We start from the raw sequence: 24,164 nt of genomic DNA, 5'->3' as shown, positions 1-24,164 counted from the left end.
GCCTCTATACGCGCCTTGTCGCAGAATTGCAATTCTTCTGCGATGGCTGATCTTTTGTCTAATTGCCGACGGAATCATTGGTGTTATCTATGATTCCAGAACGGAGCTGGGAGGCTCCGCGGCAAGAGCCTGGGAGGCAGCATATGTCGGTTAAGACCTATCCGGTGGCCAAATCCACCCGCGGACAAGCGCAGATTGACGCAGAGACCTATCAGAAGTGGTATCGCGAGAGCATCGAGAACCCGGATCGCTTCTGGGACAAGCACGGCATGCGCATCGACTGGTTCAAGCCCTATACCAAGGTGAAGAACACCTCCTTTACCGGCAAGGTCTCGATCAAATGGTTCGAGGACGGGCTGACCAACGCCTCCTACAACTGCATCGACCGGCATCTGAAGACGCGCGGCAACCAGGTGGCGATCATCTTCGAGGGGGACAACCCCTATATCGACAAGAAGGTCACCTATAACGAGCTTTACGAAAATGTCTGCCGGCTCGCCAACGTCATGAAGAAGCATGGCGTCAAGAAGGGCGACCGCGTCACCATCTACATGCCGATGATCCCCGAGGCGGCCTATGCCATGCTGGCCTGCGCCCGCATCGGCGCCGTCCATTCCGTCGTCTTCGGTGGCTTTTCGCCCGAAGCGCTGGCCGGGCGCATCGTCGACTGCCAGTCCTCCTTCGTCATCACCTGCGATGAGGGTGTACGCGGCGGCAAGCCGATCCCGCTGAAGGAGAATGTCGACACGGCGATCCATATCGCCGCGCGCCAGCATGTCGGCGTGAAGAGCGTTCTCGTGGTGCGCCGCACCGGCGGCAAGGTCGGCTGGGCCCCGGGCCGCGACCATTGGTATCATCAGGAAATGGCCGGGGTGAAGGCCGAGTGCCCGCCGGTGAAGATGAAGGCGGAAGACCCGCTGTTCATCCTCTACACCTCGGGTTCGACCGGCAAGCCGAAGGGTGTTCTGCACACCACGGGCGGCTATCTGGTCTATACCTCGATGACGCACCAATATGTGTTCGACTATCGCCCAGGCGATATCTACTGGTGCACGGCCGATGTCGGCTGGGTCACGGGCCATTCCTACATCGTCTACGGGCCGCTGGCCAATGGCGCGACGACGCTGATGTTCGAGGGCGTGCCGAACTTCCCCGATCAGGGCCGCTTCTGGGAAGTGGTGGACAAGCACAAGGTCAATATCTTCTACACCGCGCCGACGGCGATCCGCTCGCTGATGGGCGCAGGCGACGAATTCGTCAAGCGCTCCTCGCGCGCCAGCCTGCGCATTCTCGGCACGGTCGGCGAGCCGATCAATCCGGAAGCGTGGGAGTGGTATTACAACGTGGTGGGCGATGGCCGCTGCCCCGTCATCGACACCTGGTGGCAGACGGAAACCGGCGGCCATATGATCACGCCGCTGCCCGGCGCCACGGCGCTGAAGCCGGGCTCAGCCACCCTGCCCTTCTTCGGCATCAAGCCCGAACTGGTCGATGCCGAGGGCAAGGTGCTCAGCGGCGCGGCGGATGGCAATCTGGTGATTTCCGACAGCTGGCCGGCCCAGATGCGCACGGTCTATGGCGACCACGAGCGCTTCATCCAGACATACTTCTCGACCTACAAGGGCAAGTATTTCACCGGCGACGGCTGCCGGCGGGATGAGGACGGCTATTACTGGATCACCGGCCGCGTCGATGACGTGCTCAATGTCTCGGGCCACCGCATGGGCACGGCGGAAATCGAATCCGCGCTCGTCAGCCATGATGCGGTCTCGGAAGCCGCCGTCGTCGGCTATTCGCACGACATAAAGGGCCAGGGCATCTATTGCTATGTCACGCTGATGGCCGGGCAGAAGGGCTCGGAGGAACTGCGCAAGGAGCTGATCGCCCATGTGCGCAAGGAGATCGGCCCGATCGCCTCGCCCGACAAGATCCAGTTCGCGCCCGGCCTGCCCAAGACCCGCTCCGGCAAGATCATGCGCCGCATCCTGCGCAAGATCGCAGAGGACGATTTCGGCGCGCTTGGCGACATCTCGACGCTGGCGGACCCCGCCGTTGTCGACGATCTGATCGACAACCGCCAGAACCGGCAGATGAAGGCCGCGTCTTAAGGCTCGGCGGGCTGATGAGCCTGGAGGCTGAGCCTCCCACGCTTTGTGGTCTGCCCGGTGATGAGCCGGGCAGAACGGATCGAGGAGAAGGCCGATTTGGTTCGGACCGGATTGGCGTTTTCGGTCCGTCTGCCTTTTCGACAGTGTGAATTCTACACCGGCTGCCCTGCTGAGGGATGATAAGGCTAGATTTCCACGCGCGGCCGTCCTCGCCTTTGAGGCGAGCATCTATCTCACCGCTCGTGCCGAGCCCTGGATACTTTGATCAAGTCCGAGCATGCCGGAGGACGGGGTGCCGTCTGCGCGAAAGAGCGGCCCTGGAGCGTGCGTCGCACCTGTCTTGCCGCTGTTGCCGCGCATCGACGCTCAAAAGTCGATTGCGCGGCCGTTGATTTCCCAATCTCCGAACCGGGCCGGATCCTCGCCGCCCCGCCCGCCGATTTCCTTGGGCTGCTCCTGCGGCTGGGCGGCGCGGCGGCGGGCCTCTACCTCTTCCAGTGCGCGCTGCGCGGCCGGCGACAGCACCTTCTTCTCATCCTCCATGGGAGAACTCCTTCTCTTCCTCACCCAGACTTTTGCCATGCCGGGCGACACCTGTTCTGCAACGCAAGCCCTACCGCTCAAAAGCGTTGAAGCCGCGCGATCCCATCCCACATATAAGCCCAGGACGCAGGGGAATGAAGAGCGCATGGTCGCGCGCCATTGCCCCGACGAGGATTCACGTGAAACATCGGGAGTGACATCAGCCATGAACATCATGCGGACCGCCATGCTTCTGGCCGTGATGACGGCACTCTTCATGGGCGTCGGCCTTCTGATCGGTGGGCGGGGCGGCATGATGATCGCCTTCCTCGTGGCCGCCGGCATGAACCTGTTTTCCTACTGGAACTCCGACAAGATGGTGCTGCGCATGTACAATGCGCAGGAGGTCGATGCCCGCACGGCCCCGGAATATTACGGCATCGTCGCGCAGCTGGCCGAACGTGCCGGCCTGCCGATGCCGCGCGTCTATGTGATCGACAGCCCGCAGCCGAATGCCTTCGCCACCGGCCGCAATCCGCAGAATGCCGCTGTGGCGGCTTCAACCGGGCTGCTCAACGCCTTGACCCATGAAGAGGTCGCGGGCGTGATGGCGCATGAGCTGGCCCATGTGCAGAACTGCGACACGCTAACCATGACGCTTACGGCAACGCTCGCCGGGGCCATCTCCATGCTCGGCAATTTCGCGTTCTTCTTCGGCGGGAACAGAGAGAACAACAATCCGATCGGAGTGGTCGGCACGATCGTGGCTATGATCGTGGCGCCGCTGGCGGCCATGCTGGTGCAAATGGCGATCAGCCGCACGCGCGAATATTCCGCCGACCGGCGCGGTGCCGAGATCTGCGGCCAGCCGCTGGCGCTCGCCTCAGCGCTCGCCAAGATTTCCGGCTATGCGCATCAGGTGCCCAACTGGCAGGCGGAGCGCAATCCGGCGACGGCGCATATGTTCATCATCAATCCCCTCTCCGGCGAGCGGATGGACAATCTCTTCTCCACCCACCCCAACACCGAAAACCGCATCGCGGCGCTGCAGCAAATGGCGTCCGAGCCAGGTTTTGGCGGATTTGCCTCGACGGGACGGACGCAGGCTGCTAGGGCCGGCTTTCGCGCTGGCCGGTCCGTTCCTTCAACGGGCTCGTCGCACAGCCCCAACCGTCCCCCGAGAGGCCCCTGGAACCGATGAACGATCGCCGCCGCACCGATTCGCCCTCGAAACGATCCCCCGACAAGGGCAAAGCCAAGGCGGCGGCAAAACCGGGTCTGGCGGCGCGGCAGGCCGCCGCCCGCCTGTTCGGCGCCGTGATCGACAAGCAGACTTCGCTGGACGGGCTGCTCGACCCCGTGACCGGCAGCCCGATCTACCGCGATCTGAGCGATGAGGATCGCGGCCTCGTCCGCGCCATCATCACCACCTCCTTGCGCTTCCTGCCGCGCATCGAGTTTCTGCTGAACAGCCTGATGAAGACGCCGCTGCCGGAAGGCGCCCGCGCGCTTCAGCATCTGCTGGTGACGGCATCGGCTCAGATCCTCTATCTCGACGTTCCAGATCATTCCGCTGTCGATCTGGCGGTGGAGCAGGCGCAGGCCGACCCGCGCAACCGCCGCTTCGCGGCGCTGGTCAATGCGGTGCTGCGCCGTCTCTCGCGTGAGAAGGACAGCCTGCTGTCGCAGGTCGAGGGGCGCTCCACCTTCCCCACCTGGTTCGATGCCCGGCTAGGAGAGGCCTATGGGCTCGAGCTGGCACGCCAGATCGGCGAAAGTGTTCTCTCGCCCGCAGCGATCGACCTCACCGTCAAGGATCAGGCCGAGGACTGGGCCCAGAGGCTCGATGGCCGTCTTCTGCCGACGGGATCGATTCGGCTGCGCAACGTTTCCGGCGCGATCACCGATCTGCCAGGCTATGCCGAAGGCGCATGGTGGGTGCAGGATGCGGCCGCGGCATTGCCGGCGCGCCTGTTCGGCGCCGATCTGAAGGGCCAGCGCATCATCGATCTCTGTGCCGCGCCCGGCGGCAAGACCGCGCAGCTGATCCTGGCCGGTGCCGACGTGACCGCGCTCGATCAGTCCGCCAATCGGCTGAAGCGGCTGCAGGGCAATCTCGACCGTCTGGGGCTGAGTGCCGAAACGCGGCTGACCAATATGGAGGCGTTTACCGCCGAAACGCTGTTCGACGCCGCGCTGCTCGATGCGCCCTGCTCGTCTACCGGAACCATTCGCCGCCATCCCGATGTGCTCTGGACCAAGAGCCCCGATGAGATCGACAAGCTGGCTCTGGTGCAGGAGCGCCTGCTGCGCCATGCGCTGACCCTGGTGCGGCCGGGCGGGATCGTCGTCTTCTCCAATTGCTCGCTCGATCCGCGCGAGGGCGAGAATATGGTGGCGAGACTGGTCGAGGAAGGTTTGGCCGAACGGGTGCCGCTGTCGCCCTCGGACTGGCCGGGCCTGGAAGATGCCGTGACGCCGCTCGGCGACATGCGCACCACGCCGGCCATGATCGCGCCCGAAGATGGCTATGCCGGCGGGTTGGACGGGTTCTACGCCGCCCGCCTGCGCCGGCCTGTGTAAAGGGCATCTTTGCCGTGCTATGCTTTTGCTGATGGGGCGGCACGGAACGCGGCGGCATGTGGCAGCCTCGTCCTGCCCCGCTCGAAGCAGCAGGTTATCCCCCGTTACGCCGGCCAGCGCCAAAATCAGGAGTAGGGCTTTGCCTGCGCATCGGGTAAACCTTCCGTGAAGTTTTCCAGTGATTCGCGATGTCCTTTGCCTGCCTGATTTGCCTCAGGCGGCGGGGGGCCTTGAGCGGGAGATGTCCAGATTTCCTCACCGTCCTCGACCGATCGGCGGCGCCTGCTCTATCTCTATACGCATGAAGCATGGCGGCGTGTAAGCCACCGCCTTCTGCTGGGGCGGCGCACGGTTCTGCGCTTTTCGGGTCCCGCGCCGGACAGGCTGATCGTGGCGCCGACCGATCTGCGCGTGGTCGATCCCTATGCGGCCCAGGAAATTCTCGAGGGCCGTTTTCCGCTCGCCGGCCGGGTTCTGGAAACGGAGGGGCGTTCGCCCTTCGAGATCGACCTGCCCTCGCGCGCCTTCGCCGTTTCGCTGCACTCCTTCGGCTGGGTGCGCCACATGCGCACGCTGACGGAAGAAGAGGACTATGCGGCGCTGCGCGAGATCTTCAACGACTGGTTCCGCACCCATGGCCGCCGCTTTGCCGGCAGCCCCTCCTGGGAGCCGGAAACCATTGCCCGCCGCGTCATTGCCTGGCTCTCGCATTCCCCTGTCATCCTCAAGAATGCCGAGCGCAATTTCTACCGCCGCTTCCTGAAAAGCCTCTCCTTCCAGCTGCGGTTCCTGCGCCATATCGCCGATACCGCTCCTGAGGGCCAGGCGCGGCTGCGGGTGCGCATCGCGCTCGCCATGGCGTCGATCGCCATGCCGGCCTCGCCGGCGGCGATCCGCAAGGCGGCGCGCCAGCTCGACCATGAACTCGACCGGCAGATTCTGCCCGATGGCAGCCATTGCTCGCGCAATCCGCGCAGCGCCATGGATCTCCTGTTCGATCTGCTGCCGCTGCGCCAGACCTATGTCAATCTCGGCCATGACGTGCCGGCCCGGCTGATCCCCTGCATCGACCGGATGTATCCGGCCCTGCGCTTCTTCCGCCATCGTGGAGGCGAGCTTGCCCTGTTCAATGGCGCCACGGCCACGCTTGCCAACGAGCTGATGTCGGTGCTGCGCTATGACGAGACCGGCGGGGCACCGTTCAAGGCGCTGCCGAACGGACGCTACGAGCGGCTGTCCTTTGAGGATGTGGTCGTCATCATGGATGTGGGCACGCCGCTAAGCCCGGCTTTGTCGCGCACGGCCCATGCCGGCTGCCTGTCCTTCGAGCTGTCCTCCGGCCAGCATCGCTTCATCATCAATTCCGGCGCACCGTCCTTTGCCGGCGAACGCTATCGCCAGATGGCGCGCTCGACCGCCGCCCATTCCACCGTCACGCTGGACGATCAGTCCTCGGCCCGGCTGTCCCGCTCGGCCTTTCTCGGGCCGATCGTGACTGGGGGTCTGACCCATGTCGATAGCCGGCGCGAGCAGACATCCGGCGGTGCGGACAGCGTGGTGGCCGTGCATGACGGCTATTACAAGCTGTTCGGCCTGAAGCATGAGCGCGATCTGGCGCTGCACTCGGCCGGCACGCTGCTGCGTGGCCGGGATCGCTTCCTCGGCCGGCGCGGCGCAGCGCCCGGGCCTGATTGCCCGCATATGGCCGTGGCCCGGTTCCATGTTCATCCGGCGATCCGGCTCGAACGCCAGGGCGATCACGAGGTGGCGCTGGTGGCACCCGATGGCGATTGCTGGATCTTCTCCTGTGTCGATCTTCCCGTCGAGATCGAGGAAGACGTGTTCTTCGCCGATCCCTCGGGCGTGCGCCCGTCGCAGCAGCTGACGCTGACCTTCGCGCTCTCCGAGCTTGCAGAAATTCAGTGGACCCTCGAGCGCGACGTCTGAGAGGGGCGCCCGCGCACGCGGGGAGCGCTGGATCGTTCCGGAACCCGTGCCTCTGGTTCCCTCTGATCAAAGCCTGTGCTAGAGGCCGGCTTCCGGGCCGCCGCCCTGCCTTGTCCTGACGGGATGAGGGGCGTCTGGCGTCTCAGCTCTTCCCGCATGCTCCCATGCCGCTACCTTGCGTTTCGGCGGGACATGCTCCATCCGCCGCCGGATCAGGCCCGCCATGCTCCGGCCCCATCGCCAAGGAGCCCTTATGGCCGTCGCTTCCAAGAAGATCCCCGCCCCTGACCGTGTCCAGGTCAAGACCGCTTTGCTCTCCGTCTCCGACAAGAGCGGCATTGTCGAGCTTGCCCGCGCGCTGGCGGCAAAGTCCATCCGGCTTCTGTCCACCGGCGGCACGCACAAGGCGCTGAGCGATGCCGGGCTGGCCGTGACCGACGTCTCGGAAATCACCGGCTTCCCGGAAATCATGGACGGTCGGGTGAAGACGCTGCATCCCAAGGTGCATGGCGGCCTCCTGTCGATCCGCGATGATGCCGAGCATCAGGCGGCCATGGCCGAGCACGGCATTTCCGGCATCGACCTCGCCGTCATCAATCTCTACCCCTTCGAGGAGGTTCGGGCTAAGGGCGAGGACTATCCGACGACGGTCGAGAACATCGACATTGGCGGCCCGGCCATGATCCGCGCATCCGCCAAGAATCATGCCTATGTCACCGTCATCACCGATCCGGCCGATTACGCCGCGCTGACGGAAGAGCTCGCGGCATCAGGCGAAACCAGCTTCGCCTTCCGCCGCGCCATGGCCGCCAAGGCCTATGCCCGCACCGCGGCCTATGATACGGCGATCTCCGGCTGGTTTGCCGAAGTGCTGGATCTGCCCATGCCCACGAACCGGACGATCGGCGGCACGCTCGCCCAGGAGCTGCGCTATGGCGAAAATCCGCATCAGAAAGCCGGATTCTATCTGACCGGCGAGCAGCGCCCCGGCGTGGCCACGGCCACGCTCCTGCAGGGCAAGCACCTCTCCTACAACAACATCAACGACACCGACGCCGCCTTCGAGCTGGTCTCGGAATTCCAGACCGGCCTCCCCGCCTGCGCCATCATCAAGCACGCCAATCCCTGTGGCGTCGCCACCGCACCGACGCTGCTGGAAGCTTATCAGCGGGCGCTCGCCTGTGACTCCACCTCCGCTTTCGGCGGCATCCTCGCTTTCAACGGCGAGCTGGACGAGGCGACGGCCGAAGAGGCGGTGAAGCTCTTCACCGAGGTGATCATTGCCCCCGCCGTCAGCGAAGCCGCCAAGGCGGTGATCGCCCGCAAGCCGAACCTGCGCCTGCTGGTGACCGGCACCCTGCCCGACCCGAAAACGCCGGGCCTGACGGCCAAGACGGTCTCAGGCGGATTGCTGGTGCAGACGCGCGACAATGGCATGGTCGAGGATCTCGAGCTCAAGGTCGTCACCAAGCGCGCGCCAAGCGAGCGGGAGCTGGCAGACATGAAGTTCGCCTTCAAGGTGGCCAAGCATGTGAAGTCCAATGCCGTGGTCTATGCCAAGGACGGCCAGACCGTCGGCATCGGCGCCGGCCAGATGAGCCGCGTCGATTCGGCGCGCATCGCCGCGATCAAGGCGGAGGAGGCGGCCAAGGCGCTGGGTCTCGACAAGCCGATGACCATCGGGTCCGCAGTAGCATCGGAAGCCTTCCTGCCCTTTGCCGACGGCCTGCTCTCGGCGATCGCCGCCGGCGCTACGGCCGTGATCCAGCCCGGCGGCTCGATGCGGGACGCCGAGGTGATCGCCGCGGCCGACGAGAACGGCGTGGCGATGGTGTTCACCGGCATGCGCCACTTCCGCCACTAACGGCTCAGCCAGGGCGCCGCTCGCTGCGGCGCCCTGGCTTTGATGAAATGTTTCACGGGAAACATTTCGGTCTGCCATCAGGCAGATAGAGCAGCCACTTCTTAAGCCGGATTCCTACACCACCGTCCCTTCCCCATCCTTCACCCTTTCCGCCGGATAGGGCGTGGTCGCCAGGAGAATGAGCCCGGCGACGAGGAAGAGGATCAGCGTTGCCATGCCGAGACGCGCCGAGCCTGTGGCGACGGTGACAAGACCAACCGCTGCCGGGGCGAGGAACGAGGTGGCGCGGCCTGTCAGCGCATAGAGGCCGAAGATCCGGCCGGCTTCCTGTGGTGACACGGATCGGGCGAGATAGGCCCGCGCAGAAGCCTGCACCGGACCGAAGGCCAGCCCGATCAGCAGGCCATAGAGGATATAGGCCTTCTCCGCCGCCGTGCCGAACAGGCCGCCGAGGTCGTCGGTGGAAAGCGGCATCAGCTCGTAGGCAGTAAAGCCCGGGCCGGTGCCGACGATGCCAAGCGTGGCGATGACGAGGCAGATGAGGCTCGCCACCACCAGACGCTTGGCGCCGACCATCCGGTCGAGCCGTCCGGCAGCCAGGCAGCCGCCGATGGCCACGACGTTGAGAATGATGCCGAACAGGCCGAGCTCCGTCGTGCCCCAGCCGAACATGCCGGCGGCGAAGGCGCCGCCCAGCGCGATCAGGCCGTTCACCCCATCCTGAAACAGCATGCGCGCAACGAGAAAGCGCGTCAGCCCCGGACGGTTGCGCAGGCTGAGGATGGTCTGTTTCAGCTCCGACAAGCCGTTGCGGATCGCCGCGCCCGCCCGGTGGCCGCGGATGCGCGGATCGGGCGTGAAGAGGAACATCGGCAGGATGAAGAGCGCATACCACAGGGCAGCGATCGGCCCGGTGATGCGCGCATCCTCCCCCTTGGCAGCATCCAGGCCGAAAAGGGGTTCAATGCCGATCAGCGTCCTGCCGGTCGCGGGATTGCCGGCGAGGAACAGGATCACCACGATCAGCACCACCATGCCGCCGAGATAGCCGATGCCCCAGGCGAGATTGGAGACGCGCCCGACCTCGGCCGGCGGCACCAGGCGCGGCATCATCGCATCGTTGAAGACGATGGAGAACTCCGCCGCCAGCGTGGCGAAGATCATGCAGACGAAGCCGAGCATCAGCCCGCTGCCGGGGGCGGCGAACCAGAGACCGAACAGGCTGACGATCTTGACCAGCGCGAGCGCGCCGATCCAGCGCTTGCGCCCGCCGGTCTGGTCCGCCAGGGCGCCAAGAATGGGCGAGAGCACGGCAATGACGATGCCGGTGATGGTCAGCATCAGGCTCCACCAGGCCTGCCCTGCTTGCGGGTCCGCAGCGAGCCGCGCGACGAAATAGGGGCCGAAGATGAAGGTGGTGACGACGGTGAAGAAGGGCTGGGCTGCACAGTCGAACAGCATCCAGCCCCAGATCGCCGCACGGCTCGGCGCCGTGCTCTTTCCGCTTTCCTGTTCCGTCACGTATCCGCTCCCTGCCCCGTCCGGATCCGACCAAAGGATGGTCGTCCCGTATCAGGGAATAGGACACGGCTGGCGCCCGCTGGCAATGGGACGCCGGCGAAGGCCGGCGCCCTTTCTCAATCAAAGGCCCTCGTTCAGCGCCTGTGGTTCAGAGCTTGTGCCTCAGGCCGAGAGACGCACGAGATCGCCGAGCAGGCCGGCGGCGACGGTGAGCTTGGCAAGCGTTGCCTCGCCCTTTTCCGTCAGGGTGGAAAGCTCGCCGATCACCCGCTGGACGCGCTCGCGCGCATGCTCCTGCCAGGCGGCCACCGGATCCTCCTCGTCCTTGTGCGCCGTCAGCGCGGCGATGGTGATCGCCCGTCGGGCCTGGGCCAGATCGCCGATGGCGCGCGAGAGCGCCATGGCTTCATAGGGATCGGTGACGACCACCCGGTCTGCGGCGACCAGCAGCGCGCCGACCTTCAGCCGCTCGGTGACGGCGAAGTAGCTCTGCGCCGTGCGCGTTAGCGATACGCCGGTGTCGTCGGCGATCTGCAGGATATCCGGCAGCAGCGTCATCGGCAGCAGCGTGGCGATGGCCTCGGCGAGATCGGCTGGCGCGCCGTCGGCCGTCAGCGCCTCGGCCCTGCTGCGGGCAAAGGCGAGTGCCTCGTCGGAGATGCTGTCGGTCAGCACCGCCTTGAGCTCGCCGAGCGCCTGCGACAGCCGCGCGACCGCCGCACCCAGCGGACCGGCGACGATCCGCGTGCGCAGGGCGCGCTCGGTGACGACCGCGAAGATCCGGCCGACATCATCATAGAGGCTGTTCTGGAGGGCGCCGCCGATCCTGTTGTCGAGCGCGTCGATCCGGGCATAGAGCGCACCGAGATCGAAGCCGTCGCGCGCGAGGATCGCCGCCTTGACCACGTCGGAGGGCAGGACGCCGGTGCGGTCCACCAGCGCGGTGACGAAGGCCGGGCCGCCGCGGTTGATCACCTCGTTGACGACAACGGTGGCGATGATCTCCCGTTTCAGCGGATGGGCGAGAATGTCGCCCTCATGGCCTTCATGCATCGTCGAGGGGAAGTAGCCGAGCAAGGTTTCGCGGAAATAGGGATCGTCCGGCAGGTCGCTGTCGAGCACGTCGTCGAACAGAACGATCTTGGAATAGGAGAGCAGCACGCCGATTTCCGGCCGGGTCAGCGCCTTGCCTGACTGGTAGCGTTCGCTCAAGGCCGCATCGGTCGGCAGCGCCTCCACCTTGCGGTTCAGCCGGCCGATCGCCTCGAAGCGGCTCATCAGGCGGGAGAGCGGCGTCCGGTTGGCCGCGCCCTGGCGCTCCACCAGCGAGATCGCCAGCGACTGCAGATAGTTGTTGCGCAGCACCAGATGGGCGACCTCGTCTGTCATGGAGGCGAGCAGCACGTTGCGTTCCTCGCGCGGCAGGCGGCCGTCCTTCATGGCCGGGGCCAGCGCGATCTTGATGTTGACCTCAACGTCGGAGGAATTCACCCCGGCCGAATTGTCGATCGCGTCAGAATTGCAGCGTCCGCCTTTCAGCGCATAAGCGATGCGGCCGCGCTGGGTGACGCCGAGATTGGCGCCCTCGCCGATCACCTTGGCGCCAACGTCCTCGGCGACGATGCGGATCGCATCATTGGCCTTGTCGCCGACTTCGGCATCGCTTTCGCTCGCCGCGCGGATATAGGTGCCGATGCCACCGAACCAGAGAAGATCGACCGGGGATTTGAGGATCGCCGTCATGATCTGCGCAGGCGTTGCCACGTGCGTGGCAAGGCCCAGCCGCTCGGCCGCCTCCGGCGTCAGATGCACCGACTTCTCCGCGCGCGAGATGATCATGCCGCCTGGAGAAAGCAGGCTGCGGTCGTAATCCTGCCAGCTCGAGCGCGGCAGGGCGAAGAGCCGCTCGCGCTCGACAAAGGCGGTCTCGGTATCCGGAGAAGGATCGATGAAGATGTCGCGATGGTCGAAGGCGGCGACCAGGCGGATCTGGCGCGAAAGCAGCATGCCATTGCCGAAGACGTCGCCCGACATGTCGCCGACGCCGGCCACGGTGAAGGGCGTGGTCTGGATGTCGATGTCCATCTCGCGGAAATGGCGTTTGACCGTTTCCCAGGCGCCGCGCGCGGTGATGCCCATCTTCTTGTGGTCATAGCCGGCCGAGCCACCCGAGGCGAAAGCATCGTCCAGCCAGAAGCCGGCTTCCTGCGCCAGACCATTGGCGGTGTCGGAGAAGGTGGCCGTGCCCTTGTCGGCGGCGACGACGAAATAGGGATCGTCTTCATCCAGCCGCAGCGTGTTGGCCGGCGGCACCACGGTCTGGTCGATGATGTTGTCGGTGATCGACAGGAGCGTGCGGATATAGGTCTTGTAGGCGGCCGTTCCGGCGGAAAAGACGGCGTCGCGGCTGCCGCCGGCGGGCAATTGCTTGGGATAGAAGCCGCCTTTGGCGCCGACGGGTACGATCACCGCATTCTTGACCTGCTGCGCCTTCACCAGGCCCAGCACCTCGGTGCGGTAATCCTGCGCGCGGTCGGACCAGCGCAGTCCGCCACGCGCCACCTTGCCGAAGCGCAGATGCACGCCTTCCACCTCGGTGCCATAGACGAAGATCTCGCGGAAGGGGCGTGGTTCCGGCAGGCCGTCGAGAAGCTTCGGATCGAGCTTCATCGCCAGCATGGCCGGCGGCTTTCCGGCGGCGTCCTCCTGGAAATAGTTGGTGCGCAGCGTGGCGAGCACGGCATTGACATGCCGGCGAAGGATCTGGTCCTCGTCGAGGCTCGGCACGGCGTTCAGCCCCTCTTCCAGCGCGGCAAGCCGGGTGGCCGTTTCCTCCTCGCGGGCGGCAGGGTCGGCCTGCGGGTTCATGCGGGCGAGGAACAGCCGGGCGATGTCGGCGGCGAGCGGCGCATATTTGTTCAGCGTCTCGGCGATGTAGCCCTGCGAATAGGTGATGCCGGCCTGGCGCAGATAGCGGGCATAGGCCCTGAGGATCGTCACCTCCCGCGCGGTCAGCCCGGCGAGCAGCACGAGGCGGTTATAGGCGTCGTCTTCCACCAGACCGTTCCAGGCGGCGAGGAAGGCCTCTTCCAGCCGCTGGCCGGCCTTGGCGAGATCGAGCGCCATGCCGTCGCGGTGGGTCAGCTCCATGTCATGGACGATGACCACGCGCAACCCCTGCCCGTCGGTGACGGCAAGCTCGTGCGTCTGCTCGCTGATCACGGAGAAGCCGAGATTTTCCAGAAGCGGCACGCGCTTGGAGAGCGGAACCGGAACGGCGGCGTGGAAGATCTTCAGCTCGAGGAAATGGCTTTCCTTGTTGGAGCGCTGGTAGAAGGCGATGCGGATCGGGTCTTGTGGCGAGACCGCGCGGATGGCGGGCAGGTCGGCGAAGGCCTCTTCCGGCGTGAAGGTGGCCTGATAGGCGTCACCCGCCTCCAGCTTCACCTGGGCCTGTCGCGTCAGCCGCTCCAGCCGGTCGGTCCACCGGGTGACGATGTCGCGTATGGCCTCTTCCAGCTGGCGCTGCGGCACGCTCGGCGTCTTGCCGCCGGAGCGGCCGATGATGAAGTGGACGCGGGCGAGACCGCCGGCCGGAAAGCCGGGATAGAAGGCCGAGACGCGCCCGTCATAGACCGTCTTGAGATAGAGGCCGATCTCCTCGCGCACCTGCGAATCATATTGTTCGCGCGGGACATAGACGAGCACCGAGACGAAGCGGTCGAACCGGTCGGCGCGCACCAGCACGCGCACGCGCGGCCGGTCCGACAATTCGTTGATCTGGGCGCAGAAGGATTGCAGGAGATCGGTGTCGATCTGGAAGAGATCGTCGCGCGGATAGGATTCCAGCGTGTTCAGCAGCATCTTGCCGGAATGGCTTTCCGGGTCGAAGCCGAAATGCTCGACCACGTGCTCCACCTTCATCCGCAGGAGTGGAATGGTGGCGGCCGGCAGCGTATAGGCGGAGGAGGCGAACAGGCCGACGATCCGCAGCTCGCCGATCACCCTGCCCTCGGCATCGAAACGCTTGATGCCGATATAGTCCATGTAGGTGCGGCGATGGACGACTGATTTGACGTTCGCCTTGGTGACGATCAGGAAGTCGGGGCCCTGCAGGAAGGCGAGAATTTCCGGTGTGGTGACCACGGCATCATGGCCGAGCCGGAGAACGCGCACTTCCGGGTCGGAGAGAATGCCGAGCCCATGGCCGGTGCCGCGCTCCAGAACGGCCGTCTCGCCCTCGCCCGAATAGCCATATTCGCGCATGCCGAGAAAGGTGAAATTGTCGTCGCGCAGCCATTTGAGGAAGGCGAGCGCTTCCTTGCGGTCAGCCTTGCGCTTGGCCGGCGCATTGGCCTTCAGCGCGCTTATGGCGTCGTCGAGGCGCTCGATCATCGCCTGCCAGTCGCCCACGGCGAGATGAACCTGAGCGAGCACCTTGGCCACCTGCGCCTTCAGCGTCTCGGCTTCCTCAGCGCCGAGGCGCGGCAGGTGCAGCTGGATATGGCTGAGGCGGCGTGCGGGATCGGCGGATGTCTCGGGATCGAAAGCCTGCGGCCTGCCCTGTCCGTCTATGTCGAAGATCGGATGGATGGCGAGCAGCATGTCACGGTAATGGCCTGTGACCTCGCCCATGACGGAATCATAGAGGAAGGGCATGTTGCGTTCAGTCACCGCCAGCACCGAGATCGGCTGTCCTTCCGGCGCGATCCGGTCGGAATGGATCACCTGGATGCGTGCGCCGTCCTGCCCGTCCTGCAGATAGGCGGCGATTTCGGCGGCGGCGATGGCCGCCGTCTCGCTGCGCATCGCACCGTCATAGGCCTCGAGATCGTCCTGGCTCGCATGGGCAAAGAGCAGTGCGGGATCCAGATCCGCCCTCGCCTTGCCCGCACTGTCCGTGTCGATCGTCCATTCCTGCTTCGTGCTCAAGATCGTCCTCCCAGGCCTGGGCGTGCACCCGCCGCCCCGTTATGTGATGACCGTAGCGCAGATTCCTTAGAATTCGAGTAGGCTGCGCGTTTTTGACAGATTTGCCGCAAAAGAGGGTCAGCTGAAGGCTCTCAGGCAGATTTTTTCGGGATTTCTCGGTCGGTTTTCCGCTTTCGAGCCTCGATCGCGTCTCTTCGGCACCTTTCGGCCCGGCGGAGCCGCCTTGCTTGCAGGCCTTTTTGACGCCTTCGGTTGACAGGAGCGTGACCGACGCGCCATGCATGCGGCGGGTTTTGCCGGATGGCAGCGTTCAAGGGGTGTGCCAGCATGTCGGAAGCGCAAAAGGGCGCGGTCATCGTCCTATCGAGCCATGTGGTGCGCGGGGCTGTCGGCAACAGGGCGGCCGTGTTCGGACTGGAAAAGCTTGGCCATCCTGTCTGGGCTCTGCCGACCATCGTGCTGCCCTGGCATCCGGGCCATGGCCCCTCCACGCGCATGCCGGTTCCCGCCGAGACCTTCGCCCGGATGATCGAGGATCTGATGGCCGCGCCCTGGGCCGGCGAGGTGACGGCCGTGCTTTCGGGCTATCTCGGCATGGCCGAGCATGCCGAGGCCGTGGCGGATCTGGTTACCAGCCTTTCGGCCCGCAATCCGGATCTGATCTATGCCTGCGATCCCGTGATCGGCGACGAGCAGGGCCTCTATGTGCCCGAAGCGACGGCGGTGGCGATCCGCGACCGGCTGATCCCGCTGGCGGGGCTGGCGACGCCCAATCGCTTCGAACTCTCCTGGCTGACCGGAGCGAGCCTTGGAGACAACAACCATCTGCTCGACGCGGCGCTGACGCTGGGGCCGAAGCGGGTGCTGGTCACCTCGGCCTTTCCGATGATCACCGGCAGCACCGGCAATCTCTACCTCTCCGGCCGCAATGCGCTGCTGGCGGAGCATAGGCTGGTGGAGCGCGCGCCCAAGGGCACGGGCGATCTTCTTTCGGCGCTTTTTCTCGCCCGGCTTCTGGAAGGGCTCGACGAGGAGCGCGCCCTGCATCTGGCGACCGCAAGCCTGTTCGAGATCGTTGCCCGCTCGGCCAGCCGTGGCGCGGACGAGATGACGCTGACGCAGGACAGCGCCAGCCTGGTCACCCCCATGGCCATGGTGCAGATGCGCCGCCTGTTTCACCCCGCACAGGCGCCGCGGCGATAGGGCCTGCTGCCCGAGCAGCGATCTGCCCGATCGCCGTCTTTGGCAGGCGCGGTCTTGTGCGCTGCAGCAGGCAGTCTTGCGCCTCGGCCCCTTCCTCGTTTACACGATCTTATTTGGCATGACGCCCGCGACCGCACCCTTGTCAGTGCGCGGGTCCATCCCATTCGGCGAGGAGAACCGCTTCCGCCGGCGCAAGAGGAGAATGAGGGCGTATGCATCGATTTCCCGCCAATCTTCTGGACGGCTATCGCAACTTCATGACCGGGCGCTATTCGGAGCAGCAGCAGCGCTACAAGGTGCTGGCCGAAACCGGGCAGTCGCCGCAGACGCTGATCGTTGCCTGTTGCGATTCGCGCGCGGCGCCGGAAACCATCTTCGACTGCGGGCCGGGCGAGCTTTTCGTGGTGCGCAATGTCGCCAATATGGTGCCGCCCTACGAGCCGGACGGCCAGTACCACTCCACCTCCGCCGCGCTGGAATTCGCGGTTCAGGCCCTGCAGGTCAGCAATATCGTCGTCATGGGCCATGGCCGCTGTGGCGGCATCAAGGCCGCGCTCGATCCCGAGGCTGAGCCCTTGTCGGAAGGGGATTTCATCGGCCGCTGGATGAGCCTGCTCAAGCCTGCCGCCGAACAGATCGCCAGCAATTCGATCCTGACGGCTGCGGAGCGCCAGCGGGCGCTGGAGCGTGTGTCGATCCGCAACTCGATCGCCAATCTGCGCACCTTCCCCTATATCCGCGACCGCGAGCAGGCCGGAACGCTAAGCGTCCATGGCGCCTGGTTCGATATTTCCACCGGCGAACTCTGGATCATGAACGGCGAAACCGGCGATTTCACCCGCCCGGGCATGTAATCCAACCTGGTGACAGAAACAAAAAGGCCGCGCATCGGTGCGATGCGCGGCCTTTTTCGTTGCTTTCTGCAGTACGAGATCAGCGGCCGTCGATGGCGGCGCCCATCTTGGCAATGGCTTGCTGATAGACGCTGGCGGCGTTCCAGCCCTGGATCGCAGCGAAATTCGGCTCGCCCGGCTGATAGCCGGCGCCTGCCCGCCAGCCATGGCCGCGCAGGAAGTTGGCGGTCGATGCCAGGGCGTCGGCGCGCGAGCGGACCATGTCGACATGACCGTTGCCATCGCCGTCCACGCCGTATTTGATGACATTGAGCGGCAGGAACTGCGTCTGGCCAATTTCTCCATGGGCAGCGCCACGGGCATTCGGGCTGAGATCGCCGCGCTGAACCAGCGTCAGCGCCGCATTCAGCTGTTCCAGGAAATAGTCCGAGCGGCGGCAGTCATAGGCAAGCGTGGAGACAGCCGAGAGCGTGTGCTCATTGCCCATAAAGTTGCCGAAGCCGGTTTCCATGCCCCAGATCGCAATGACCGGGCCGGCGGGCACGCCGAAGCGCTGCTCGATCGATGAGAACAGCGCCGCATTCTGCGCCTTCATCTTCTTGCCGCGGGAAATGATTGTGTTTGCGCCGCGCTTTTCCATGAACTCGTCAAGCGAGAGCTTGAAGCTCTTCTGCCCGCGGTCGGCGCGGATGGTCGCCTTGTTGTAGGTGACATTGGCGAAGGCCTGATCGAGAAGCGAGGGGCTGAAGCGGCCGCTGGCCTGGGCCTTGAAATTCTGCACCCAGGCATCGAAGCCTGCGGCGGTGTTTCCGCATTGCTGCGCGGCTGCGACCGATGGCAGAAGTGCCACGGCGGCCACCGCCGCCAGTTTCGTCGCCCAGCCCTTAATCGTCTGCATCAAGCCCTGTTTCCTCGCTGTCAATCTACATGTTCGACCGGATTTGCCGTAACGCGGCTGTTCGTCAGTATCGCCTTGCCAACGAAAGACCGGCACAACAACGCGGGGGAGGTCCCCCGCGTTCCATTTTCCACCTCTGCGCCTCGCATCCCTGCCCTGCTTTGTCGCCGGCATGGGTACGAAGGATGGCGTCAGGCGGCCTGCTTTGCCTTGATCAGGCCGCGGGCGACCAGAAGCTCGGCGATCTGAACCGCGTTCAGGGCCGCGCCCTTGCGCAAATTGTCAGAAACCACCCAGATATTCAGCCCGTGTTCGACGGTTGCGTCTTCACGAATGCGCGAGATGTAGGTGGCGTCTTCGCCGGCGCTTTCATAAGGCGTGACGTAGCCGCCATTCTCATGCTTGTCGACGACGAGGCAGCCCGGCGCATCGCGCAGGATCTCGCGCGCCCGCTCGGCCGTCATTTCGCTTTCAAACTCGATGTTGACCGATTCCGAATGGCCGATGAAGACGGGAACGCGCACGGCCGTGCAGGTCACCTTGATCTTCGGGTCCAGCATCTTCTTGGTTTCGGCCAGAACCTTCCACTCTTCCTTGGTGTAGCCGTCCTCCATGAAGACGTCGATGTGCGGAATGACGTTGAAGGCGATGCGCTTGGTGAACTTCTTGCTCTCGATCGGATCGGCGACGAAGACGGCGCGGGTCTGGTTGAAGAGCTCGTCCATGCCATCCTTGCCGGCGCCGGAGACCGACTGGTAGGTGGAGATGACGACGCGCTTGATGCGGGCGACATCATGCAGCGGCTTCAGCGCGACCACCAGCTGGGCGGTCGAGCAATTGGGATTGGCGATGATGTTGCGCTTGGTGAAGCCGGAAATGGCGTCCGGATTGACCTCCGGCACGATCAGCGGCACGTCGGCGTCGTAGCGCCAGGCCGAGGAATTGTCGATAACGACACAGCCCTGCGCGCCGATCTTCGGCGACCACTTCAGCGACACGGCGCCGCCGGCAGACATCAGGCAGATGTCCGTATCGGAGAAGTCGTAATTTTCGAGGTTCTTCACCTTCAGCGTCTTGTCGCCGAAGGACACTTCGGTCCCATGCGAGCGGGCCGAGGCGAGCGCCACGACTTCGTCGGCCGGGAAGCCGCGTTCGGAAAGGATGTTGAGCATTTCGCGGCCGACATTGCCGGTCGCGCCTGCCACGGCGATCTTGTAACCCATTGTCCTGCTCTCTTTCTCGTCTCTCCCAAGGGCTTTTCGAGGGGAAACCCGCCTGACCATCGTCGCGGGGCTTCTTGTCCCCGAGCCATGCCGGGGAGAGAGCGGGTGGCCAGGAGACGTCAGACGGTTTTCGTCGTCGTTTTGGCCTTGATCGTGAAAAGCGGATGGCACGGCATCATCGCGCCCGCGCAAGAAGCGCGGGATGAAGCGATCGATGCTGGAATGCGGTGACGCATGGGTGCCTTCCCGTTTTCGGGTTCTCGTGTGCGGGCAAAAGCCCTTGATGTCAAGGGATTTCAGTCGCGCCGCTCTGCCGGACGCCGTTCCCTCCTCCACGGGTCCTTATACCAAAGTCATACGCCCAAAGCATCGCTATCGCCTGCGCGGCAATCTGGCACAGTTCATCCTGGCGCAGACGTCGATGAAATGGGCAAGGAGGGCTGCTTTCATCCGGTGTGCTGCGAGACCACCTGCCGTTTATTGTGGAGGACAAGGAAATGGCCAATGTTACATCGGTGAGCGGCGCGAAAGCTGCTCCGATGACCGCCGAAGAGAGGAAGGTCATCTTCGCCTCTTCGCTCGGCACCGTTTTCGAATGGTACGATTTCTATCTTTACGGCTCTCTGGCCGTCTATATCGGCGCCACCTTCTTCAGCGCCTATCCCGAGACCACGCGCAACATCTTCGCCCTGCTCGCCTTTGCCGCCGGCTTCCTGGTGCGCCCCTTCGGCGCCCTGGTCTTCGGCCGGCTCGGCGATCTCGTCGGGCGCAAATATACCTTCCTGGTGACCATCCTGATCATGGGCATTTCCACCTTCACGGTGGGCGTCCTTCCGGGCGCGGCCTCGATCGGCATTGCCGCGCCGATCCTGCTCCTGGTGCTGCGCATGCTGCAGGGCCTGGCGCTGGGCGGCGAATATGGCGGGGCGGCGACCTATGTGGCCGAACATGCGCCCCATGGAAGACGCGGCTATTTCACGGCCTGGATCCAGACCACGGCGACGCTCGGGCTGTTCCTGTCGCTGCTGGTCATTCTCGGCGTGCAGCTGATCGTCGGCAAGGAAGCTTTCGCGGCCTGGGGCTGGCGCATTCCCTTCCTGGTCTCGGTCGCGCTTCTCGGCGTCTCGGTCTGGATCCGCGTGAAGATGAACGAGTCGCCCGCCTTCCAGAAGATGAAGGCCGAGGGCACCGTGTCCAAGGCGCCGTTAACGGAGGCCTTTGGCCAGTGGCGCAATGCCAAGGTGGCGCTGCTGGCGCTCTTCGGCGCCGTCGTCGGCCAGGCCGTGGTCTGGTACACCGGCCAGTTCTACGCCCTGTTCTTCCTGCAGAGCATTCTGAAGGTGGACAGCCAGTCGGCCAATCTGATGGTTGCGGCCGCACTCCTGCTCGGCACCGGCTTCTTTGTGCTGTTCGGCTGGCTGTCGGACAGGATCGGCCGTAAGCCGATCATCATGGCCGGGCTGCTGCTTGCCATGCTGACCTATTTCCCGCTGTTCAAGACGCTGACCTGGGCCGGCAATCCGGCGCTGGCCGAGGCGCAGGCCTCCAGCCGGGCGACGGTGACGGCCGATCCGGCCGACTGCAAGTTCCAGTTCAACCCCACGGGCACGGCCAAGTTCACCACCTCCTGCGATGTGGCGACGGCCTTCCTGACCAAGAACTCCGTGCCTTATGATGTGGTTGCCGGCCCGGCTGGCCAGCCGGCCACCGTGTCGATCGGCGGCGCCACGATCCAGAGCTTCGACGTCATCGCCGCCGGCGCCGACGCCAAGGCCCGCACCGCCGCCTTTGAAAAGCAGGTAAATGTGGCCCTGCACGATGCCGGCTATCCGCTGCAGCGCAGTGCCGCCAAGGTGCCCGATGCCAAGCTGGATGGCTTCATCGCCGCCAATCCCGAGCTGGGGCTGAATGCGGCGGCCGTGCGCGCCGGCGAACATGCCACGATGACGGGCCAGCAGTTGGTCGATGCCAAGCTGATGACGGCGGATGAGGCCGCGGGCGTGACCGGCATGCCGGTCTATACGGTGGCGGGCGGCGGCAGCTTCACCATGGTGGCCGATCCGCAGCGCGTGAACTGGGCGGTGATCATCGCCGTGCTGACCGTTCTGGTGATCTATGTGACCATGGTCTACGGCCCGATCGCAGCGCTTCTGGTCGAGCTGTTCCCGACGCGGATCCGCTATACCGGCATGTCCCTGCCCTACCACATCGGCAATGGCTGGTTCGGCGGCCTGCTGCCGGCCACCGCCTTCGCCATGAGCGCGGCCAAGGGCGATATCTATTACGGCCTGTGGTACCCGATCGTCTTTGCCGGCATCACGCTCGTCATCGGCATGCTGTTCCTGCCGGAGACCAAGGACCGCAACATCAACGCGATCGAATGATCGATAGCCGCCCGGTGGCCAGCGCCATCGGGCGTGCGCCTTCCGCCCCGGCAAGGAGAGGTTCGCTCTCCGCCGCTGCCGCTTGAGCCAGGCCCGGTCTCCCAGCGAGGCCGGGCTTTTGCGTTTCCCCTGTCTTCCTAAGCGGGGCCGGGCACTTCAGCGGCCGCAAGACCGGCCATCCCTGCGCCGAAATGTCGAAGACCCTGCCGCTGCGGGCAAAGAGAAGCGCGAAGGCCAGCGCGCTCCAGCCGCCAAAGATCAGGCCGGCCACCACATCGCTCGGATAATGCGCACCGACCATGACCCGGCTCAAGCCCAACCACAGCGCAGCCATGGCGAAGAAAAGGCGCGCGCGCGGCAGGATCAGCGCGCCGGCCATGCAGAGCGCGCCGATGGTGGTGGCATGGCCCGAGGGAAAGCTTTCAAAGACGGAATGGCCGGCAAAGGGCTGGAAAAAGGCAGCGCCATGCTCGGCGAACAGGCTTGGCCGGGCACGACCGATCGCCCGCTTGAGGAGGTTGGCGGCCAGGCCCGAGACCACGACCGTCATCAGCAGATAGGCGCCGAGCCAGCTGATCCTGAGGGCGACGGCGCGGGCCCGCGGCGCGCGCAGCAACCGGTAGCCCACCCTGCCCTGCATCAGGAGAACGAAGGCGCCGATGATCGACCAGCTGGAATCGCCGAAGCCCGAGAAGAAGGCGCCGAGCCGGCGCACACCCTGCGGCAGGCCGTCGGTGGCCTGCGGCCGGTCGAACAGAAGGGCGGCGATGAGGACGATGTTGACCGCGACAAACAGACAGGGCTTCCAGCGCAGGCGCATCGATGTCGTCTGTCGGCACCAGCGGGCGCAAAGCGATGTCCAGAAGGTGTGCATGGGCGGCCCGGCGAAAAGAACTCGTCATCCTCGCCTTTGCCCGAGCTTTGTAACAGGCACGCGTCATTGTCGCTGCCATTATATGAAAATATGCGCATGTGCCATTTTTGCCGCGTTTTGGCGGGTAATCTACACGACCCGGTTCAGGCGCGGCATCGGCCAGCCGTTTCGGTCGACGGAGAAGACCAGGCCGAAACGGGCGAACAGGATCGACACCGCAAAGGCGAGCCAAGCGCCGAGCGCCAGCCCGGCGACGACATCGCTCGGAAAATGCACGCCAAGGATGATGCGCGTCGCCCCCAGCCAGAGGCCGAGGCCGATGAACACCAGGCGGAAGCGCGGAAAGAGCAGCGCCAGTGCCATGAACAGGGCGCCGATATGGGCGGAATGGCCGGATGGGAAGCTCTCATGCAGGAAGTCGCCGCTGAAGGGGTGGACGCTCAGGACCCCGTCCTCCTCGAACAGCAGGGGCCTTGAGCGGCCAATCGCATATTTGAGCAGGTGAACGACGATGCTGGAAACGAGCACCGAGAGCGCCGCGTAGAGCGTCATCTGGCCGAGATAGGCCATGCGGAAACGGCGGCGCACGCCCGAAAGCCGCCGCCCCATGAGAAACAGGCTGATCAGCACCGTAGTGACGGCCGCGAGGATATAGGCGAGCTTGCCGATATCGGTGACATTGCCGGCAAAGCCTATCAACGGCGGCGGCAGGGATTTGGCCGCCTGGCCGAGCGGCGTGTCGAGCACGAAGAAGGCGATGGCGATCAGGTTCAGCGCCGAAAGGGTGAAACCGCGCCAGGGCACACGGCGGTGCAGGGTGCGGCGCGCCTCGTAGCGGCGGCGCAGCTTGGTCCAGAGAGGGACCCTGCGCGATTTCTCGCTGACACTGGTTTCGGCCCTGCCCTTTTCTGTGCCCATGCTGCGATCCGCCACGCCAATCCCTTCTCGATGTTCACGATCTCTGTTCAAGCTTCCGCTGGAGATAGGCATCTGCGCCGCGGGTTCAAACCGCAAAGCGCGATGTGATACGGTTTCCGGTTGATCAGACCGGAAACCGTATTCCGTCCAACGAAAATCTGGCCCTCCGGCCAGAGATTTTCGTTGGTTCTTGTTTCCGGTTCGCGAAGCGATCAGCCGGAAACCATATGAGCGGCCCGTGATCGGGTGGCGTGGCCCAAAAGCGGAAAACGGCGCCGCGCGAGGGCCGCGCGGCGCCGTTTGTCATGCGAAAGGATGGTCGGTTCGATGGTC

Annotated in this window: 15 protein-coding genes; 8 read left to right on the top strand and 7 right to left on the bottom strand. The window is 64.9% G+C overall.

Features of this window, described 5'->3' with window-relative positions; translation table 11 throughout:
- The first annotated feature begins 143 nt into the window (after window positions 1-143).
- Window positions 144-2,108: an acetate--CoA ligase gene (gene acs / locus BJF92_RS17050; RefSeq protein WP_075635951.1), complete on the top strand. Its 1,965-nt coding sequence runs from the start codon at window positions 144-146 to the stop codon at window positions 2,106-2,108.
- A 366-nt stretch (window positions 2,109-2,474) separates the two neighbouring features.
- Here acs and BJF92_RS17045 read toward each other — a convergent pair whose 3' ends face one another.
- Window positions 2,475-2,690: a DUF1674 domain-containing protein gene (locus BJF92_RS17045; protein WP_075635950.1), complete on the bottom strand. Its 216-nt coding sequence runs from the start codon at window positions 2,688-2,690 to the stop codon at window positions 2,475-2,477.
- 166 nt (window positions 2,691-2,856) lie between these two features.
- Here BJF92_RS17045 and htpX point away from each other — a divergent pair, with 166 nt between their 5' ends.
- The 4 genes from htpX (at window position 2,857) to purH (ending at window position 9,024) form a co-directional block, all read left to right on the top strand.
- On the top strand, window positions 2,857-3,831 hold the full coding sequence (gene htpX, locus BJF92_RS17040) for a zinc metalloprotease HtpX (RefSeq protein ID WP_075635949.1): 975 nt from the start codon (window positions 2,857-2,859) through the stop codon (window positions 3,829-3,831).
- Entirely contained in the window at window positions 3,828-5,213 is a 1,386-nt protein-coding gene (locus tag BJF92_RS17035) for an RsmB/NOP family class I SAM-dependent RNA methyltransferase (protein ID WP_075635948.1), read from the top strand. Before htpX ends, BJF92_RS17035 begins: the two co-directional genes overlap by 4 nt.
- Before the next feature lie 249 nt (window positions 5,214-5,462).
- Window positions 5,463-7,160: a heparinase II/III family protein gene (locus BJF92_RS17030; protein ID WP_075635947.1), complete on the top strand. Its 1,698-nt coding sequence runs from the start codon at window positions 5,463-5,465 to the stop codon at window positions 7,158-7,160.
- 253 nt (window positions 7,161-7,413) lie between these two features.
- Window positions 7,414-9,024 (top strand): bifunctional phosphoribosylaminoimidazolecarboxamide formyltransferase/IMP cyclohydrolase, encoded by a 1,611-nt coding sequence (purH, locus tag BJF92_RS17025; RefSeq protein WP_075635946.1) that lies wholly within the window; start codon window positions 7,414-7,416, stop codon window positions 9,022-9,024.
- 114 nt (window positions 9,025-9,138) lie between these two features.
- On the opposite strand, the gene BJF92_RS17020 is transcribed toward purH, so the two are convergent.
- Window positions 9,139-10,545 carry an MFS transporter gene (locus BJF92_RS17020; protein ID WP_075635945.1) on the bottom strand — a complete coding sequence of 469 codons (1,407 nt, stop codon included), beginning with the start codon at window positions 10,543-10,545 and terminating at the stop codon, window positions 9,139-9,141.
- Between the two features lie 162 nt (window positions 10,546-10,707).
- Entirely contained in the window at window positions 10,708-15,477 is a 4,770-nt protein-coding gene (locus BJF92_RS17015) for an NAD-glutamate dehydrogenase (protein ID WP_075635944.1), read from the bottom strand.
- Window positions 15,478-15,804: 327 nt separating this feature from the next.
- On the opposite strand from BJF92_RS17015, the gene pdxY reads away from it, so the two are divergent.
- Both pdxY and BJF92_RS17005 read left to right on the top strand, forming a co-directional pair.
- Window positions 15,805-16,680: a pyridoxal kinase PdxY gene (gene pdxY / locus BJF92_RS17010; protein ID WP_075635943.1), complete on the top strand. Its 876-nt coding sequence runs from the start codon at window positions 15,805-15,807 to the stop codon at window positions 16,678-16,680.
- Window positions 16,681-16,892: 212 nt separating this feature from the next.
- On the top strand, window positions 16,893-17,534 hold the full coding sequence (locus tag BJF92_RS17005; RefSeq protein WP_075635942.1) for a carbonic anhydrase: 642 nt from the start codon (window positions 16,893-16,895) through the stop codon (window positions 17,532-17,534).
- Window positions 17,535-17,613: 79 nt separating this feature from the next.
- Here BJF92_RS17005 and BJF92_RS17000 read toward each other — a convergent pair whose 3' ends face one another.
- The gene (locus BJF92_RS17000) at window positions 17,614-18,432 is read right to left on the bottom strand and encodes a lytic murein transglycosylase (protein WP_075635941.1); all 819 of its coding nucleotides are present in this window, start codon (window positions 18,430-18,432) and stop codon (window positions 17,614-17,616) included.
- Window positions 18,433-18,623: 191 nt separating this feature from the next.
- A complete protein-coding gene (locus BJF92_RS16995; protein ID WP_075635940.1) occupies window positions 18,624-19,655 on the bottom strand; it encodes an aspartate-semialdehyde dehydrogenase in 1,032 nt (343 codons plus the stop codon).
- Window positions 19,656-20,152: 497 nt separating this feature from the next.
- Here BJF92_RS16995 and BJF92_RS16990 point away from each other — a divergent pair, with 497 nt between their 5' ends.
- Window positions 20,153-22,039: an MFS transporter gene (locus BJF92_RS16990; RefSeq protein ID WP_075635939.1), complete on the top strand. Its 1,887-nt coding sequence runs from the start codon at window positions 20,153-20,155 to the stop codon at window positions 22,037-22,039.
- Here the strand turns inward: BJF92_RS16990 and BJF92_RS16985 are convergent.
- Together BJF92_RS16985 and BJF92_RS16980 are read right to left on the bottom strand one after the other, a co-directional pair.
- On the bottom strand, window positions 22,023-22,859 hold the full coding sequence (locus BJF92_RS16985) for a phosphatase PAP2 family protein (protein ID WP_075635938.1): 837 nt from the start codon (window positions 22,857-22,859) through the stop codon (window positions 22,023-22,025). The two genes, BJF92_RS16990 and BJF92_RS16985, sit on opposite strands and share 17 nt — an antisense overlap.
- A 183-nt stretch (window positions 22,860-23,042) precedes the next feature.
- Window positions 23,043-23,831, bottom strand: coding sequence for a phosphatase PAP2 family protein (locus BJF92_RS16980; protein ID WP_075635937.1), 789 nt, complete (start codon window positions 23,829-23,831; stop codon window positions 23,043-23,045).
- Between the last annotated feature and the right edge of the window lie 333 nt (window positions 23,832-24,164).

This window comes from Xaviernesmea rhizosphaerae (assembly GCF_001938945.1).
GTDB lineage: Bacteria > Pseudomonadota > Alphaproteobacteria > Rhizobiales > Rhizobiaceae > Xaviernesmea > Xaviernesmea rhizosphaerae.
Note: the sequence above shows the minus strand (reverse complement) of the source record. Positions and strands in the feature narration are given on the sequence as shown.